11 protein-coding genes are annotated in these 14,644 nt (G+C 70.5%); 8 read left to right on the top strand and 3 right to left on the bottom strand.

The window, feature by feature from the left end:
* The first annotated feature begins 76 nt into the window (after positions 1–76).
* Complete coding sequence (locus tag BLT97_RS11755; RefSeq protein WP_093608908.1) at positions 77–1,792, top strand: MFS transporter; 1,716 nt, start codon at positions 77–79, stop codon at positions 1,790–1,792.
* A gap of 146 nt (positions 1,793–1,938) precedes the next feature.
* On the top strand, positions 1,939–3,126 hold the full coding sequence (locus BLT97_RS11750; RefSeq protein ID WP_093608906.1) for an acyl-CoA dehydrogenase family protein: 1,188 nt from the start codon (positions 1,939–1,941) through the stop codon (positions 3,124–3,126).
* A 66-nt stretch (positions 3,127–3,192) separates the two neighbouring features.
* Here BLT97_RS11750 and BLT97_RS11745 read toward each other — a convergent pair whose 3' ends face one another.
* On the bottom strand, positions 3,193–3,648 hold the full coding sequence (locus BLT97_RS11745) for a cell division protein SepF (protein WP_093608904.1): 456 nt from the start codon (positions 3,646–3,648) through the stop codon (positions 3,193–3,195).
* A 314-nt stretch (positions 3,649–3,962) separates the two neighbouring features.
* Here BLT97_RS11745 and BLT97_RS11740 point away from each other — a divergent pair, with 314 nt between their 5' ends.
* From BLT97_RS11740 to adhE, 6 genes are all read left to right on the top strand, one after another.
* Positions 3,963–5,222: a DUF5685 family protein gene (locus BLT97_RS11740; RefSeq protein ID WP_093608902.1), complete on the top strand. Its 1,260-nt coding sequence runs from the start codon at positions 3,963–3,965 to the stop codon at positions 5,220–5,222.
* Positions 5,223–5,302: 80 nt separating this feature from the next.
* Entirely contained in the window at positions 5,303–6,103 is an 801-nt protein-coding gene (locus tag BLT97_RS11735; protein ID WP_093608900.1) for a DUF1684 domain-containing protein, read from the top strand.
* Between the two features lie 236 nt (positions 6,104–6,339).
* Positions 6,340–7,239 (top strand): S1 family peptidase, encoded by a 900-nt coding sequence (locus BLT97_RS11730; RefSeq protein ID WP_093608898.1) that lies wholly within the window; start codon positions 6,340–6,342, stop codon positions 7,237–7,239.
* Positions 7,240–7,414: 175 nt separating this feature from the next.
* The gene (locus BLT97_RS11725; RefSeq protein WP_245769256.1) at positions 7,415–8,269 is read left to right on the top strand and encodes a slipin family protein; all 855 of its coding nucleotides are present in this window, start codon (positions 7,415–7,417) and stop codon (positions 8,267–8,269) included.
* Between the two features lie 356 nt (positions 8,270–8,625).
* Positions 8,626–9,708 (top strand): S1 family peptidase, encoded by a 1,083-nt coding sequence (locus BLT97_RS11720; RefSeq protein WP_093609074.1) that lies wholly within the window; start codon positions 8,626–8,628, stop codon positions 9,706–9,708.
* A 306-nt stretch (positions 9,709–10,014) separates the two neighbouring features.
* Entirely contained in the window at positions 10,015–12,630 is a 2,616-nt protein-coding gene (gene adhE, locus BLT97_RS11715; protein ID WP_093608896.1) for a bifunctional acetaldehyde-CoA/alcohol dehydrogenase, read from the top strand.
* Positions 12,631–12,696: 66 nt separating this feature from the next.
* On the opposite strand, the gene BLT97_RS11710 is transcribed toward adhE, so the two are convergent.
* Both BLT97_RS11710 and BLT97_RS11705 read right to left on the bottom strand, forming a co-directional pair.
* A complete protein-coding gene (locus tag BLT97_RS11710) occupies positions 12,697–13,359 on the bottom strand; it encodes an acetate uptake transporter (RefSeq protein ID WP_093608894.1) in 663 nt (220 codons plus the stop codon).
* Positions 13,356–14,573: an ABC-2 transporter permease gene (locus BLT97_RS11705; protein WP_107407009.1), complete on the bottom strand. Its 1,218-nt coding sequence runs from the start codon at positions 14,571–14,573 to the stop codon at positions 13,356–13,358. Before BLT97_RS11705 ends, BLT97_RS11710 begins: the two co-directional genes overlap by 4 nt.
* Positions 14,574–14,644: the final 71 nt, after the last annotated feature.

Raw genomic sequence — 14,644 nt, 5'->3', positions numbered from 1 at the left:
GACGGCTCACTCGTAAGTGCGCCGTTCCGGCCCCACCCGACGGCAGCGTTCGAGGACCCCACCTGGAGGTACACGGATGACCGGGACGACCACGGCTGCCCCGCGGCGGCCCTCGGCCGTGGCCCGGCGTCTGTGCCCCGAGGGCGGTGCCAACCGCTGGGTGGTCCTGATCGTCCTGTGCGTGTCGCTCGCGATCGTCGCGATCGACTCCACCGTGCTCCACGTCGCGGTCCCCGCCGTCACCGAGGACCTCAAGCCCGGCGGCATCCAGCTCCTGTGGATCGTGGACGCCTACCCGCTGGTGTGCGCCTCCCTGCTGATCCTCTTCGGCACGCTCGGCGACCGCGTCGGCCGCCGCAAGGTGCTGCTGATCGGATACGGGCTCTTCGGCGTCGCCTCAGCGATGGCCGCGCTCGCCGACTCGCCCCACCTGCTCATCGCGGCCCGTGCGCTGCTCGGCGTCGGCGGCGCGATGATCATGCCCGCCACGCTCTCGATCGTCCGCCAGGTCTTCCCCGACCGGCGCGAGCGGGCCGTCGCGATAGGCGTGTGGACCGCGGTGGCCGCGGTCGGCGCCGCCGCGGGCCCGCTGCTCGGCGGCTTCCTGCTCGAGCACTTCTGGTGGGGCTCGGTCTTCCTGATCAACATCCCGCTGATGTTCGCGAGTCTCTTCGCGGGTCGCTGGCTGCTCCCCGAGTCCACCGGTGACCGCGAAGGACCGTGGGACGTCGTCGGCGCGCTGATGGCCGCCGGCGGACTCTTCGGCGTCGTGATGGGCGTCAAGCGCGCGGGCGGCGGCGAGGGCATGCTCAGCGCGATGACCCTCGTGCCGCTGGTCGTGGGTGCGGTGCTCCTGGTGGGCTTCGTCCGCCGGCAGCGGCGCCGCAAGCACCCGCTGGTCGACCTCGCCATGTTCGCCCGGCCCGCGTTCGGCACCTCGGTCAGCTGCATCGTGCTCGCGATGCTGGCGCTGGTCGGCCTGATGCTGATCGCTGCCCAGTACCTGCAACTGGTGCTCGGCCTCTCGCCCCTGGAGACCGGCCTGCGCATGGTGCCGCTCACGCTGGCGGCGATGGCGGGCGGTCTCGTGGGCTCGCAGCTGCTGCCCAAGGCCGGGCCGCGCGCGATGGTCTCCTGCGGCTTCTGCCTGACGGCCGCGGCGGTCCTGGTCCTCACCTTCCTCGGCCACGAGGACAACCCGCTCCTGATGCTCGTCGGCTTCGTCCTGCTCGGCTTCGGCCTCCAGACCACGCTGTTCGGCTCGTACGAGTCGATGCTCTCCGAGGCGCCGCAGGGCCAGGCGGGCGGTGCGGCCGCAATCGGCGAGACCTCGTACCAACTCGGCGGCGGCATGGGCATAGCGCTGCTCGGCAGCGTGATGAACGCGGCGTACGCACCCGGCCTCGCGGCGGCCCCCGGTGTGCCGGAGCCGGCCCGGGAGGCGGCGGAGAACTCGCTGGGCGAGGCCTACCAGGTCGCCGACGGGCTCGGCGGCGGCGCGGGGCTCGCGCTGCGCGAGGCGGCACGCGACTCCTTCGTGCACGGCCTGCATGTGACGCTCCTGGTCAGCGCGGGCCTGCTCCTGATCGGCGCGCTCGCGGCGCTCAAGCTGCCCAGGGCGATGTCCTGCGTGCAGGAGTACGAGCAGGATCACGAGGAGGACGCGATGGCTGCGATCCCCTCGCCGGCGCCCCCGCAGGAGACCGCACCCGCCTCTCCGTCGTCCGCTCCCACGCGTGAGCGCGCCGCCCGCCCCTCGCGCGAGCACGCCTCCGCCGAGTCGCGCGGCTGAGGCACGACGGACCCGGCGGACCCAGCAGGCTCCGGACGCGAGCCGCCCGGCACTACGTTGACGCGTGACGAGCCACGCGCCTAACGTCGTCGGCGCACCTCGACTACCACCGCTAGTTTTCTTGGCGCCCGCACCGGAGGCCGGTCATGTCCGCATCCTCAGCACCCCCCTTCGATCCCCGCGACCCCCTCGGCATCGACGACCTGCTCGACCCCGAGGACCTCGCGATCCGGGACACCGTACGGACCTGGGCCGCCGACCGCGTCCTGCCGCACATCGCCGACTGGTACGAGCGCGGGGAGCTGCCCGGCGTGCACGAACTCGCCCGTGAGCTGGGGGAGATCGGCGCCCTTGGGATGTCGCTCACGGGATACGGCTGCGCGGGCGCGAGCGCGGTCCAGTACGGACTCGCCTGCCTCGAACTCGAAGCCGCCGACTCCGGCATCCGCTCGCTCGTCTCCGTCCAGGGCTCGCTCGCCATGTACGCGATCTGGCGGTTCGGCTCCGAGGAGCAGAAGCAGCAGTGGCTGCCGCGGATGGCGGCGGGCGAGGCGATCGGCTGCTTCGGCCTCACCGAACCCGACCACGGCTCCGACCCGGCCGGCATGCGCACGTACGCGAAGAAGGACGGCACCGACTGGGTGCTCACCGGGCGCAAGATGTGGATCACCAACGGCTCGGTGGCGAAGGTCGCCGTCGTCTGGGCGCAGACCGACGACGGCATCCGCGGCTTCGTCGTCCCCACGGACAGCCCCGGCTTCTCGGCGCCCGAGATCAAGCACAAGTGGTCACTGCGGGCGTCCGTCACCAGCGAACTGGTGCTGGACGAGGTGCGGCTGCCCGCCGACGCCGTGCTGCCCGGGGTCACCGGCCTGCGCGGACCGCTCAGCTGTCTGAGCCACGCGCGCTACGGCATCGTGTGGGGTGCGATGGGGGCGGCCCGTGCCGGCTTCGAGGCGGCGCTCGACTACGCGACGTCCCGCGAACAGTTCGGCAAGCCCATCGGCGGCTTCCAGCTCACCCAGGCCAAGCTCGCCGACATGGCCGTCGAGCTGCACAAGGGGATCCTGCTCGCGCACCACCTGGGCCGCCGCATGGACGCCGGGCGCATCAGGCCCGAGCAGATCAGCTTCGGCAAGCTCAACAATGTGCGCGAGGCCATCGAGATCTGCCGGACCTCGCGCACCATCCTCGGTGCGAACGGGATTTCGCTGGAGTACCCGGTGATGCGTCATGCGACGAATCTCGAGTCGGTGCTCACGTACGAAGGCACCGTGGAGATGCACCAGTTGGTGCTCGGCAAGGCGCTCACCGGGCTCGACGCCTTCCGGTGAGCGCGCGTCCGCGGCCCGTTCCGCGGAGCGCGGGCACGCGGCCCGCTCCGGCGAACGGGCCGCGGCTCAGCTCTGGTTGAAGAAGCCGTCCGCGGGCCGCGCGGCCGACTCACCGTTGACGATCTGGGTGTTGGCCGGGGTCAGCAGGAACACCCGGCCCGCCACACGCTCGATGGAGCCGCGCAGACCGAAGGTCAGTCCGGCCGCGAAGTCCACCACGCGCTTGGCGTCGGAGGGCTCCATCGACGTGAGGTTCATGATGACCGGGACCCCGTCGCGGAACAGCTCGCCGATGCCGCGGGCATCGCGGAAGCTGTCCGGCGTGACGGTGCCGATCCGCCGGCCCTGCTCCTCCGCGGCCTGTGAAGCGACGCGCACCCGCGGGTCCGTGACCCAGGAGTTGTCCGTACGGGACTCCTCGACCGAGTCGACCGCGTCGTCGTCGTATCCGTCGTAGTAACGCTCGTCGTCGTTGTCGTCGACGAGGCCGAGCCAGGCGCTCGCCTTGCGTACCGATCCCATGGACGCCTCCTCTCACAGCGGTTCTTCAGCTCCGCACGTTCCCCTATGGTCGTCCATGATGCTCAGCGGGTTCGGCGTTGACCCAGCTGTTTTTCGCTGCGCCAGGGTTTCGTGACGGTACTGGTGCAGAACGTACCCCCCATTCTTCAAGGGTCCTGACGGGCACGGCTGCTGACAGTGAGTGAAATAGTATTTGTTGTGGCGTACGGGTGATACCGGCGTGTCGTGGAGACCTTGTGGCCGATACGATGCGGCGGGCCCACCCGCTGTCCCGGGAGGGCCGTTCGCATACGACCTCACGGGGGAGCGTCGACATGTTCGGAATCGTGCGGCCCTGCAGCCATCACCTGGGCGAAGGCCTCAAGACGCAGTGGATGGCGCATCTTTGCGGGCTCTGTCTCGCGCTGCGCAAGGACCACGGGCAGTTCTCGCGGATCGTCACCAACTACGACGGCTTGCTGATCTCGGTTCTGACGGAGGCTCAGGCCGAGCGCAGCACCGACTGGCGCCGCACCGCGGGACCTTGTCCGCTGCGCGGCATGCGCACCGCGTCCGTGGCGCAGGGCGAGGGCGCGCGGCTCGCCGCGGCCGTCTCCCTGGTCCTCGCCTCCGCCAAGGTGCGCGACCACATGGCCGACGGTGACGGGCTGCTCGCCCGCAAGCCGGTCGCGGCCGCCGCGCGCCGGGTGGCGCTCGGCTGGGACCGGGCCGGGGCGCGGGCCGGAGCGGCGGTCGGCTTCGACACGGCCGTGCTCGTCGACGCCGTGGACCGGCAGACGGGCATCGAAGCCCTGGCCGGCCCGGGCACTTCGCTGCTCACCGTCACCGAGCCCACCGAGACCGCGACCGCGGCCGCCTTCGCGCACACCGCCCACATCGCCGGGCGGCCGGGCAATGCGGCGCCGCTCGCCGAGGCCGGGCGGCTCTTCGGCCGGCTCGCCCACCTCCTCGACGCGGTCGAGGACCAGGCGGCCGACGCCGAGGCCGGCGCCTGGAACCCGCTGACCGCGACGGGCACGTCCCTGTTCGAGGCGCGGCGGCTCGCCGACGACGCGCTGCACGGCATCCGGCTCGCCCTGCACGACGTGGAGTTCACCGACAAGAAGCTCGCGCACCTGCTGCTCGCGCACGAGCTGCGGCGGTCCGTGGACCGGGCGTTCGGCTCGACGACCTGCTCGCACGCGCAGTCGGGGCCCGGCGGGCCGCAGGGGTTCGGGCCGCCGCCTTCGGGGTTCGGCGGACCGAACCCGTACGGCGGGAACCCGCAGGGTGGCGGCGCGGGGAATCCGTACGGCGGCGGCTCCGGGAATCCGTACGGCGGGGGAGCGGGCGGTCCGGTCGGTCCCGGAGGGCCCGGCGGGTTCGGCGGCGGGCCCGCGCCCGAGCAGCCCAAGGGGCGGCGCGGGTTCTGGGCGGGCTGCGGCATGTTCTTCGTGGTGTGCTGCACCTGCCAGATGTGCTGCGCCGAGTCGTACGAGGGTCCGTGGTCGCGCAAGAAGCGTGAGGGCTGCTGCCACAACTGCGACTGCAACTGCAACGGCTGTGACTGCTGCTGCCCCTGCGACGGCTGCTGAGGCCGCAGGCCTGCGGGAATAGCAGGGTGCGGGCGCGCGCTCTGGTGTCGTGCCGCACGCACCCGTACGAAAGGCCGCCCATGAGCACCGACCTCGACGCCGCCGACGCCTGGAAGCGCTGGCACGAAGAGCGCGTCCGGACCGTCTCCGCCCCGCACGGGCCGCTCGCCCTGACCGGCACACACTGGCTCGGGGACTATCCGGACGGACAACTTCCGGCCATTGCGGGCCGGTGGACCGACGGCGGCGACGAGGTGGTGCTGCGGGCCGCGGCCGAGGACGGGCTCACGCTCGACGGGCGCCCGTTCCGCGGTGAGGTGCGGCTCGGTGCCGACTCCGGTGCGGCCTCCTCGCGGGTCGCGCTCGGCGAGCGGCGGCTGGTGGTGATGCGGCGTGAAGGACTGTGGGCAGTACGGGACTTCGATCCGGGATCTCCCGCGCACCGGGCCTTCCAGGGCATCGAGGCCACGCCGTACGACGCCGCCTGGTCGGTGCCCGGGCGCTTCACCCCGTACGAGAAGGAGAGCACCGTACGCGTCGAGAACGCCGACGGGCGTGCGCGCGGGCTCGGCCTCGGCGGTGAACTGCGCTTCGAGATCAGGGGAGTCGAGCACACCCTTCAGGTCACCGTCGAGGAAGACGGCTCGCTGTGGGCCGTGTTCGCCGACGCCACGAGCGGGCGCGGCAGCCATCGCTTCCGGTTCCTGCGGACGCCGGCGCCCGCCGCCGACGGGCGCGTGACCGTGGATTTCAACCGCGTCACGCTGCCGCCCTGCACGTTCGCCGACCACTTCATCTGCCCGTTCCCGCCGCCCGGGAACACGCTGTCCGTGGCGGTCGCCGCGGGCGAACGGAACCTCGTGGACCGCTCTTCCGTCTGACCCACGGACGCGACCCCGGCGGCCTCCCGGTGAACCCGGGAAGCCGCCGGGGCAGAAGTGCGTGCCGGGGCAGACGGCCGAAAGGCGCCCTTGTGCCGTCAACCCGCTAGCCGAATACTCCCGAACAGCGCTTGTCAGGGGCACACCGTGTTCGGAATGCGGACGTCCCCCTGGCTGCGCCTCACGGGCCCGACACCCCACGACGGGCCCCCGATTCCCCTCGGGAGGAACGACAAGTGAGGATCAAGCGCACCACCCCCCGCAGCGGCATAGCGAGACGTACCCGCCTCGTGGCCGTCACCACCGGACTCGTGGCCGCGGCCGCGCTCGCCGTCCCCAGCGCGAACGCCGACGAGGCCGCCACCTACAGCAGCGCCCAGCTCACCCAGGCGAGCAACGCGATGCTGAAGGCCGACGTCGCCGGTACCGCATGGAACATCGACCCCAAGACCAACCGCCTGGTCGTGACGGTCGACTCCACCGTGTCGAAGGCGGAGATCAACGAGATCAAGAGCGCCGCGGGCGCCCAGGCCGGTGCCCTGAAGATCGAGCGCACCCCTGGCAAGTTCAGCAAGCTGCTGTCCGGCGGTGACGCCATCTACGCGTCCAGCTGGCGCTGCTCGGCCGGGTTCAACGTCCGCAGCGGCTCCACCTACTACTTCCTGACCGCCGGGCACTGCACCGACGGCGCGGGCAACTGGTACACCAACTCCAGCCGCACCACGCTGATCGGCCCGACCGCGGGCTCCAGCTTCCCGGGCAACGACTACGGGCTCGTGCGGTACTCCAACACCGCGATCTCGCATCCCGGCACCGTCGGCGGCCAGGACATCACCAGCGCCGCCAACGCCACGGTCGGGATGTCGGTGACCCGCCGCGGCTCGACCACCGGCACCCACAGCGGTTCGGTCACCGGTCTCAACGCCACGGTCAACTACGGCGGCGGCGACATCGTCTACGGCATGATCCGCACCAACGTGTGCGCCGAGCCCGGCGACTCCGGCGGTCCGCTGTACTCGGGCACCCGCGCGATCGGTCTGACCTCCGGCGGCAGCGGCAACTGCTCCACCGGCGGCACGACCTTCTTCCAGCCGGTCACCGAGGCCCTGAGCGCATACGGGGTCAGCGTCTACTAGCCGGGCCCGGCGCCGGGCGACCGGCGCCGCGCACGGCACGACTGCAGCCAGCAGCGGCGAGCCCCCGTCCGGATCCCGGGCGGGGGCTTTCGCCTGCCTCTCCCCTTGGGTCCGGTACCGGAGTTACCGTCGAATCAGTGCCAAGACACGTCCCTTTCGGACCCTGGGGGCCGACATGGTCGAGGAACTGGTGGCGGCGGGTGCGGCGGCGGCTTCCGCCGGAGCGGTCTACGTCATGGCAGCGGCACGGGTCGTCAAACAGTACGAACGGGGCGTGGTGTTCCGCCTCGGCCGGCTCAGGTCGCAGGTGCGCGGGCCCGGGTTCACGATGGTCGTGCCGTTCGTGGACCGGATGCGGAAGGTCAATCTCCAGATCGTCACGATGCCGGTGCCGGCCCAGGAGGGCATCACGCGCGACAACGTGACGGTACGCGTGGACGCCGTCGTCTACTTCAAGGTGGTCGATGCGGCCGACGCCGTGGTCCAGGTCGAGGACTACCGCTTCGCGGTCTCGCAGATGGCGCAGACCTCGCTGCGGTCCATCATCGGCAAGAGCGACCTCGACGATCTGCTCTCCGACCGCGAAAAGCTCAACCAGGGGCTCGAGTTGATGATCGACAGCCCGGCCGTGGGCTGGGGTGTGCAGATCGACCGGGTCGAGATCAAGGACGTGTCGCTGCCGGAGACGATGAAGCGCTCCATGGCGCGCCAGGCCGAGGCCGACCGTGAGCGCCGCGCGCGGGTGATCAACGCGGACGCGGAGCTACAGGCATCGAAGAAGCTGGCCGAGGCCGCCCACCAGATGGCCGAGGAGCCGGCCGCGCTCCAACTGCGGCTGTTGCAGACCGTGGTGGCGGTGGCGGCGGAGAAGAACTCCACGCTCGTCCTGCCGTTCCCGGTGGAGCTCCTGCGCTTCCTGGAACGTGCGCAGCAGAACCTGCCGGGGCAGGCGGCGGCCGCGGTGGCCGAGACGCGTCCGGCGGACGACCTGGGGATGCCGGCCGGGCAGCGGCCGTCCGAAGCCCCGTAGAACGGACGGGAGTTCCCGCAGAGCGGATGAGGTGCGGGCCATAGTGCGCTCCCGAGGGGCGATTTCAAGACAGGACTAGTCCTCACAGGCTGCTGACAGGTTGCTCGCTGGCGGTGTTTGCAGCGGAAAGCGACATGGGGTGACCCGCGGGAACCGACGCGCCGGGGGCGTACGCCTGTTGCCGAGCGCGCGTCCTGAAGTCGACCTTGTGTGCTACCAGTCGGTATCGGAATAGTGGGCGCCACAACATGGGCATGGACACGGCTTTTTCTTCTCGGCCGGGTCCTGACCCGTACGCCTTCCGGTCCCGGTGACCCCCACGCACCGGGACCGACCCCCCACAGGAGGTCGTGAAGTTGAAGCACCGACGCATACCCAAGCGGCGGGCCGCGATAGCAGGCGCGGGCGTTGCCGCGCTGGTTGCCGCGGGAATGACGTTCCAGACTGCGAACGCGAGCCAGGAAACCCCCACACCTGAGCTCAAGACCCTGTCGGCCACGGCGGCCGGAAAGCTCGCCTCCACCCTCGGCGAGGACCTCGGCACCGACGCGGCCGGCACGTACTACGACGCCGACAGCAGGACCCTCGTCGTCAACGTGCTCGACAAGGCCGCCGCCGGTCTGGTCGAGCAGGCGGGCGGCAAGGCCAGAATCGTCGAGAACTCCCTCGCCGAGCTGAAGAGCGCCCGCGCCACCCTCAGCGACAAGGCCACCATCCCGGGCACGTCCTGGGCCACCGACCCCACCACGAACAAGGTGGTCGTCACGGCCGACCGCACGGTCTCGGGGGCCGAGTGGGACAAGCTGAGCAAGGTCGTCGAGAGCCTGGGCGGCAAGGCCGAACTGCAGCGCACCAAGGGCGAGTTCAAGAAGTTCGCCGCCGGCGGCGACGCGATCCTCAGCGGCGGCGGCCGCTGCTCGCTCGGCTTCAACGTCGTCAAGGACGGCGCCCCGCATTTCATCACCGCGGGCCACTGCGGCGAGGCGGGCTCCACCTGGCAGGACGCGAACGGCGGCGCCCTCGGCGAGATGGTCGAGTCCTCCTTCCCGGACAACGACTTCGCCCTGGTGAAGTACGCCGACGGGGTGGACCACCCGAGCGAGGTCAACCTCTACAACGGCAGCAGCCAGGCCATCACGGCCGCCGCCGAGGCGACCGTCGGCATGCAGGTCCAGCGCAGCGGCTCCACCACGCAGGTGCACGACGGCGAGGTCACGGCTCTGGACGCCACCGTGAACTACGGCAACGGCGACATCGTGAACGGCCTGATCCAGACCACCGTCTGCGCCGAGCCCGGCGACAGCGGCGGCTCGCTCTTCGCGGGCGACCAGGCCGTCGGCCTCACCTCGGGCGGCAGCGGTGACTGCAGCTCCGGCGGCGAGACCTTCTTCCAGCCGGTGACCGAGGCGCTCCAGGTGTTCGGCGCCGAGATCGGCTGAGCGGCACGCCTTTCAGAAGAGCCCCGCTTCCCGTTCAGGGAAGCGGGGCTCGCGCGTTTTTCTCGTCCTTACGGACAAGGCCGCGAAATTCTTGTGAAAGTTTTCACAAGCCCGCAAGGGACTTTGGTCCCTCAAGGAAAGTGCAGGTCAAGTGCCATGCCGACGAGGCAGGTTTGATCTTGAAGGGACTTTCGGTCCGGCTGCTCAGGCCTTTATCGGCCCGCCGGAGAAGCCGTGCGGGTGTCGAATTGAGATGTCGACGAAAGGTCGGCAATCGGTCGCAGCCGCAATGAAGGAGTACCTGCCATGCAGGCGAATGAGATGGTGGACGGGCTGGTCCAGGGGGCGCTCAAGTCGCTCGATCTGTTCGAGACGTACGACCAGGAGCAGGTCGACCACATCGTCAAGAAGGCCTCCCTCGCGGCGCTCGCCCAGCACGGCGAACTGGCCAAGCTGGCGGTCGAGGAGACCGGCCGCGGCCTCTTCGAGGACAAGGCCGTCAAGAACCTCTTCGCCTGCGAGCACGTGGTCAACTCGATGCGCGGCCTGAAGACCGCGGGTGTCATCTCGCGCGACGAGCTCAACGGCATCACCGAGATCGCGGAGCCGGTCGGCGTCATCTGCGCCATGACCCCCGTGACCAACCCGACCTCGACGACCATCTTCAAGGCCCTGATCGCCCTGAAGACCCGTAACCCGATCATCTTCGCCTTCCACCCGAGCGCGCAGCACTGCTCCGCCGAGGCCGCCCGTATCGTGCGCGACGCCGCGATCGAGGCCGGTGCCCCGGAGAACTGCGTGCAGTGGATCGAGGAGCCCTCGATGGAGGCCACCGGCTTCCTGATGAACCACGCGGGCGTCTCCACCATCCTCGCCACCGGCGGCAACGCGATGGTCGAGGCCGCCTACTCCTGCGGCAAGCCGGCCCTCGGCGTCGGCGCGGGCAACGTACCGGCGTATGTGCACAAGAGCGCCAAGCTCCAGCGCGCCATCCACGACATCGTGCTCTCGAAGGCCTTCGACAACGGCATGATCTGCGCCTCCGAGCAGGCCGCCATCCTCGACAAGGAGATCTACGAGGAGGGCCTCGCCGAGTTCGAGCGCCTCGGTGCGTACGTGGTGTCGGCTGCCGAGAAGACCCAGCTGGAGAACTTCATCTTCGGCGCCACCGCGTACGGCGAGAACTGCTCGGGCGCCAAGCTGAACCCCGGTGTCGTCGGCAAGTCCCCGCAGTGGATCGCCGAACAGGCCGGCTTCACCGTGCCCGAAGGCACCTCGATCCTCGTCGCCGAGTGCGACGAGGTCGGCGACAACGAGCCGCTGACCCGCGAGAAGCTCTCCCCGGTCCTCGCCGTCCTCAAGGCCGGCTCCACCGAGCTGGGCCTCGAACTGGCCGCGCAGATGGTCGAGTTCCACGGCCTCGGCCACTCGGCCGCCATCCACGCCGAGGACGAGCAGCTCGTCGAGGAGTTCGGCAAGCGCGTCAAGGCGATCCGCGTCATCGCCAACTCGCCCTCCACCTTCGGCGGCATCGGCGACGTCTACAACGCCTTCCTGCCCTCCCTGACCCTCGGCTGCGGCTCGTACGGGCACAACTCGGTCTCCAACAACGTGACCGCGGTCAACCTCGTCAACATCAAGCGGATCGGACGGCGCAACACCAACATGCAGTGGTTCAAGGTCCCGCCGCGGATCTACTTCGAGCGCAACTCCATCCGCTACCTCGGTGAGATGGAGGGCATCAAGAAGGTCTCGATCGTCACCGACAAGACCATGGTCGCGCTCGGCTTCGTGCAGAAGGCGGTCGACATCCTCCAGGCCCGCGCCGGGGGAGTGTCCGTCCAGGTCATCGACAATGTCGAGCCGAACCCGGAGCTGGAGACGGTGCAGGCCGGTGCCGCGATGATGCGGGACTTCCAGCCGGACACGATCATCGGCCTCGGCGGCGGCTCCCCGATGGACGCGGCGAAGATCATGTGGCTGATGTACGAGCACCCGGAGATCGCCTTCGCCGACACGAAGGAGAAGTTCTTCGACGTCCGCAAGCGGGCCTTCAAGTTCCCGCAGCTGGGCGCCAAGGCGAAGATGGTCGCCATCCCGACCACGTCGGGTACGGGCTCCGAGGTCACCCCGTTCGCGGTCATCTCCGACCCGAGGGCCGCGCAGAAGTACCCCCTGGCGGACTACGCGCTGACCCCGAACGTCGCGATCGTGGACCCGAACCTGCCGATGGGCCTGCCGGCCTCCGTCACCGCCGACTCCGGCTTCGACGCCCTCACGCACGCCACCGAGGCGTACATCTCGGCCTACTCGAACGACTACACCGACGGCCTCTGCCTCCAGGCCATCAAGCTGATCTTCGAGAACCTCGAGGACTGCGTGAAGCTCGGCGCCAAGGCCCCCGAGGCCCGCGAGAAGATGCACAACGCCTCCACGGTGGCGGGCATGGCCTTCGCCAACGCCTTCCTCGGCCTGGTGCACGCCATGGCCCACACGCTCGGCAACACCTTCCACGTCCCGCACGGCCGCACCAACGCGCTGCTCCTGCCGCACGTCATCCGGCACAACGGCACGGTCACGCACAAGGCCACCCCGTGGCCGAAGGCCGAGGTCTACCGGGCCCCGGAGCGGCTCCAGGAGATCGCGAAGATGCTGGGCCTGAAGGCCTCGACCCCGGCCGAGGGCGTGGAGTCCTACGCCCGCGCCGTCGAGGAGCTGCGCTCGCGCTGCGGGATCCCGAGCTCCTTCCAGGAGGAGGGCGTCGACGAGAAGGCCTTCATCGCGGCCCTGCCGCAGCAGGCCATGAACGCCTACGCCGACCAGTGCGCGCCCGCCAACCCGCGGATGCCGATGATCGACGACATGCAGCGGCTGATGCGGCAGGCGTACTACGGCACTGTCGACGGTGAGCCGCAGGTCTGACCCGCGCAGTGAGGGGCCCTCTCCGGTTCGTACCGGGGAGGGCCCCTTCGCGTGCGGTCCGGACGCTTATTCCTCCGGGTGCTCCTCGTGCAGCGGCGGCGCGATGAACCGGCCCATCGGCAGGACGTTGCGGCCCCACGTGGACGCCAGGATCTGGCCCGCGAGCAGATACAGCGCGCCCGCCGCGGCCAGCAGACCCGCCCAGCCCGTGACGCGGTTCCAGCCGACGCTGCCCGTGAAGCCGACCACCGTCATGCCGACGAAGGCCACCAGGACGCAGGTGAAGGTGAACAGCAAGGCGACGTGGATGCGCAGCGCGCCCAGCCAGAGCACGAAGACCACGAACACCCACGGCAGCGTGAACAGGCCCATCGTGTCGCCGCGCAACGACGGGTCGAGCCCCGGCGTCACCCACTGCAGCATCAGGCCCTTGGCCATCCAGAACAGCCCGAACGAGCCGAAGACCGTGGCATGCCAGGTGTCACCGCGGTGCGCCTGGAACAGTCCGGCGAGCAGCTGCGCGAGACCGCCGATGAAGAAGCCCACCATCGGCACCACGGAGTGCGAGAGCTTCTCGGGGAAGACGCCCGCGTCGATGCCGGTCGCGATGACCGTGACCACGATGAACCCGACCAGTCCGAGCGGACCCAGCTGGGCCTGCGCGGAGGGCTCCATCCGCTTGACGGACAGCGCCTGGGCGAGGGGGCCGGAACGGTTCAGGAGATTCATGCGCGCTGCTCCCCGGCCCCGCCCGCGGGCCGCTCCCCGTTCCCGGCCGCCGGCTTCCCGGCCCCGGTCCCGGTCGCGGGGCCGGCCCGTCGCTCGTGCTGCTCCTCGGCCGCCGCTTCCAGATCCTTCTTGTCCTGCCGTACGAAGGACATGACGAGCGCGACCGCCGCCGCGCCCACCGCCCAGGCGGCCAGCGTGAGGAACGCGCCACCCATGCCGTTGCCCTTGAAGTACGCGATGGAGCGCGCCGCGAAGGTGCCCGCACCCGGCGGCAGGATCGGACCGAGGTGCCGCCAGAAGCCCGGCAGCAGCGGATACGGGTAGGCGCCGCCGGCGCTGGGGTTGCCGAGCACCACGACGAGGAGGATCGCGAGTCCGATACCGACGATCCCGGCCAGGCCCTGGAACGCGAGCGTGATGGCGCCGACCGCGAAGACGAGCAGGGAGCCGAGCCCCCACAGCGCCATGACACTGCCGGGCAGCGCGTCCAGGATCGGCCCGGCGATCACCGCGCCGAGCAGGCCGGCGACCACGGCGTACGCGGCCATCGCGGCCAGCCGGATCACGGCACGCGCCGGGTTGGCGGGCTTCGCGCCGGCGCTGATGGCAAGGGCGGAGGCGCACAGATAACCGCCCACACACCAGCCGACCACCAGGTAGAACGCCGACAGACCGCGGGCGTCACCGGGCGCGTCGGGCACCACGTCCACGGTCTTGACCGTGCGTTTCTGCACCGCTTCGACCTTGGTCATGACCTCTTCGAGCGCCTGCGACAGCGAGGCGCCGCCGCCGCTGGCGACGAGCAGCTTGTCCTGGGTGCCCTGCGGATCGATGATCAGGGCGCCGTCCACGCCGCGGTCCATGATCCGCGACAGGGCGTTGGCCTCGGAGCTGCTGGCGCTCGGTTTGAGCGGCTTGCCCGGCAGATTGCTCAGCCGCTCCACCGCCTGGTCCCTGGCCGCCTCCAGCTGCTTCTTCGCAGCCGCGGCCTGCGCCGGATCGGGCGGCAGCTGCGCGGGCGCGGCCACGGCGACGGCGATCGGGATCTCATGCGGTTTCGGCTTGTGGAACGCGCCGATGTACGAGGCGATGAATGCGAGCTGCACGGCGAGCACGCCCAGCACGAGCAGCGCCGTCCGCAGACTCACCGCGTCCTTCACCTCATGCAGGAATCCGGTCTTCGGATCGCCGTCCAGTCCTCCACGTGGGCTCATGCCCCTACGCTCGGGCCCGCGCGCGCGGGGCGCAGCGGTGGCGGGGCTGATCGGGTGAGAGGGGCGGGGCT

It is taken from the genome of Streptomyces indicus (assembly GCF_900100315.1).
Lineage (GTDB): Bacteria > Actinomycetota > Actinomycetes > Streptomycetales > Streptomycetaceae > Streptomyces > Streptomyces indicus.
Note: the sequence above shows the minus strand (reverse complement) of the source record. Positions and strands in the feature narration are given on the sequence as shown.

Excerpts from the sequence above, each read along its gene's own strand:
- BLT97_RS11705 (WP_107407009.1), bottom strand. The coding sequence starts at position 14,573 with ATGAGCCCACGTGGAGGACTGGACGGCGATCCGAAGACCGGATTCCTG.
- adhE (WP_093608896.1), top strand. The coding sequence starts at position 10,015 with ATGCAGGCGAATGAGATGGTGGACGGGCTGGTCCAGGGGGCGCTCAAG.
- BLT97_RS11755 (WP_093608908.1), top strand. The coding sequence starts at position 77 with ATGACCGGGACGACCACGGCTGCCCCGCGGCGGCCCTCGGCCGTGGCC.
- BLT97_RS11735 (WP_093608900.1), top strand. The coding sequence starts at position 5,303 with ATGAGCACCGACCTCGACGCCGCCGACGCCTGGAAGCGCTGGCACGAA.
- BLT97_RS11750 (WP_093608906.1), top strand. The coding sequence starts at position 1,939 with ATGTCCGCATCCTCAGCACCCCCCTTCGATCCCCGCGACCCCCTCGGC.
- BLT97_RS11710 (WP_093608894.1), bottom strand. The coding sequence starts at position 13,359 with ATGAATCTCCTGAACCGTTCCGGCCCCCTCGCCCAGGCGCTGTCCGTC.
- BLT97_RS11725 (WP_245769256.1), top strand. The coding sequence starts at position 7,415 with ATGGTCGAGGAACTGGTGGCGGCGGGTGCGGCGGCGGCTTCCGCCGGA.
- BLT97_RS11740 (WP_093608902.1), top strand. The coding sequence starts at position 3,963 with ATGTTCGGAATCGTGCGGCCCTGCAGCCATCACCTGGGCGAAGGCCTC.
- BLT97_RS11745 (WP_093608904.1), bottom strand. The coding sequence starts at position 3,648 with ATGGGATCGGTACGCAAGGCGAGCGCCTGGCTCGGCCTCGTCGACGAC.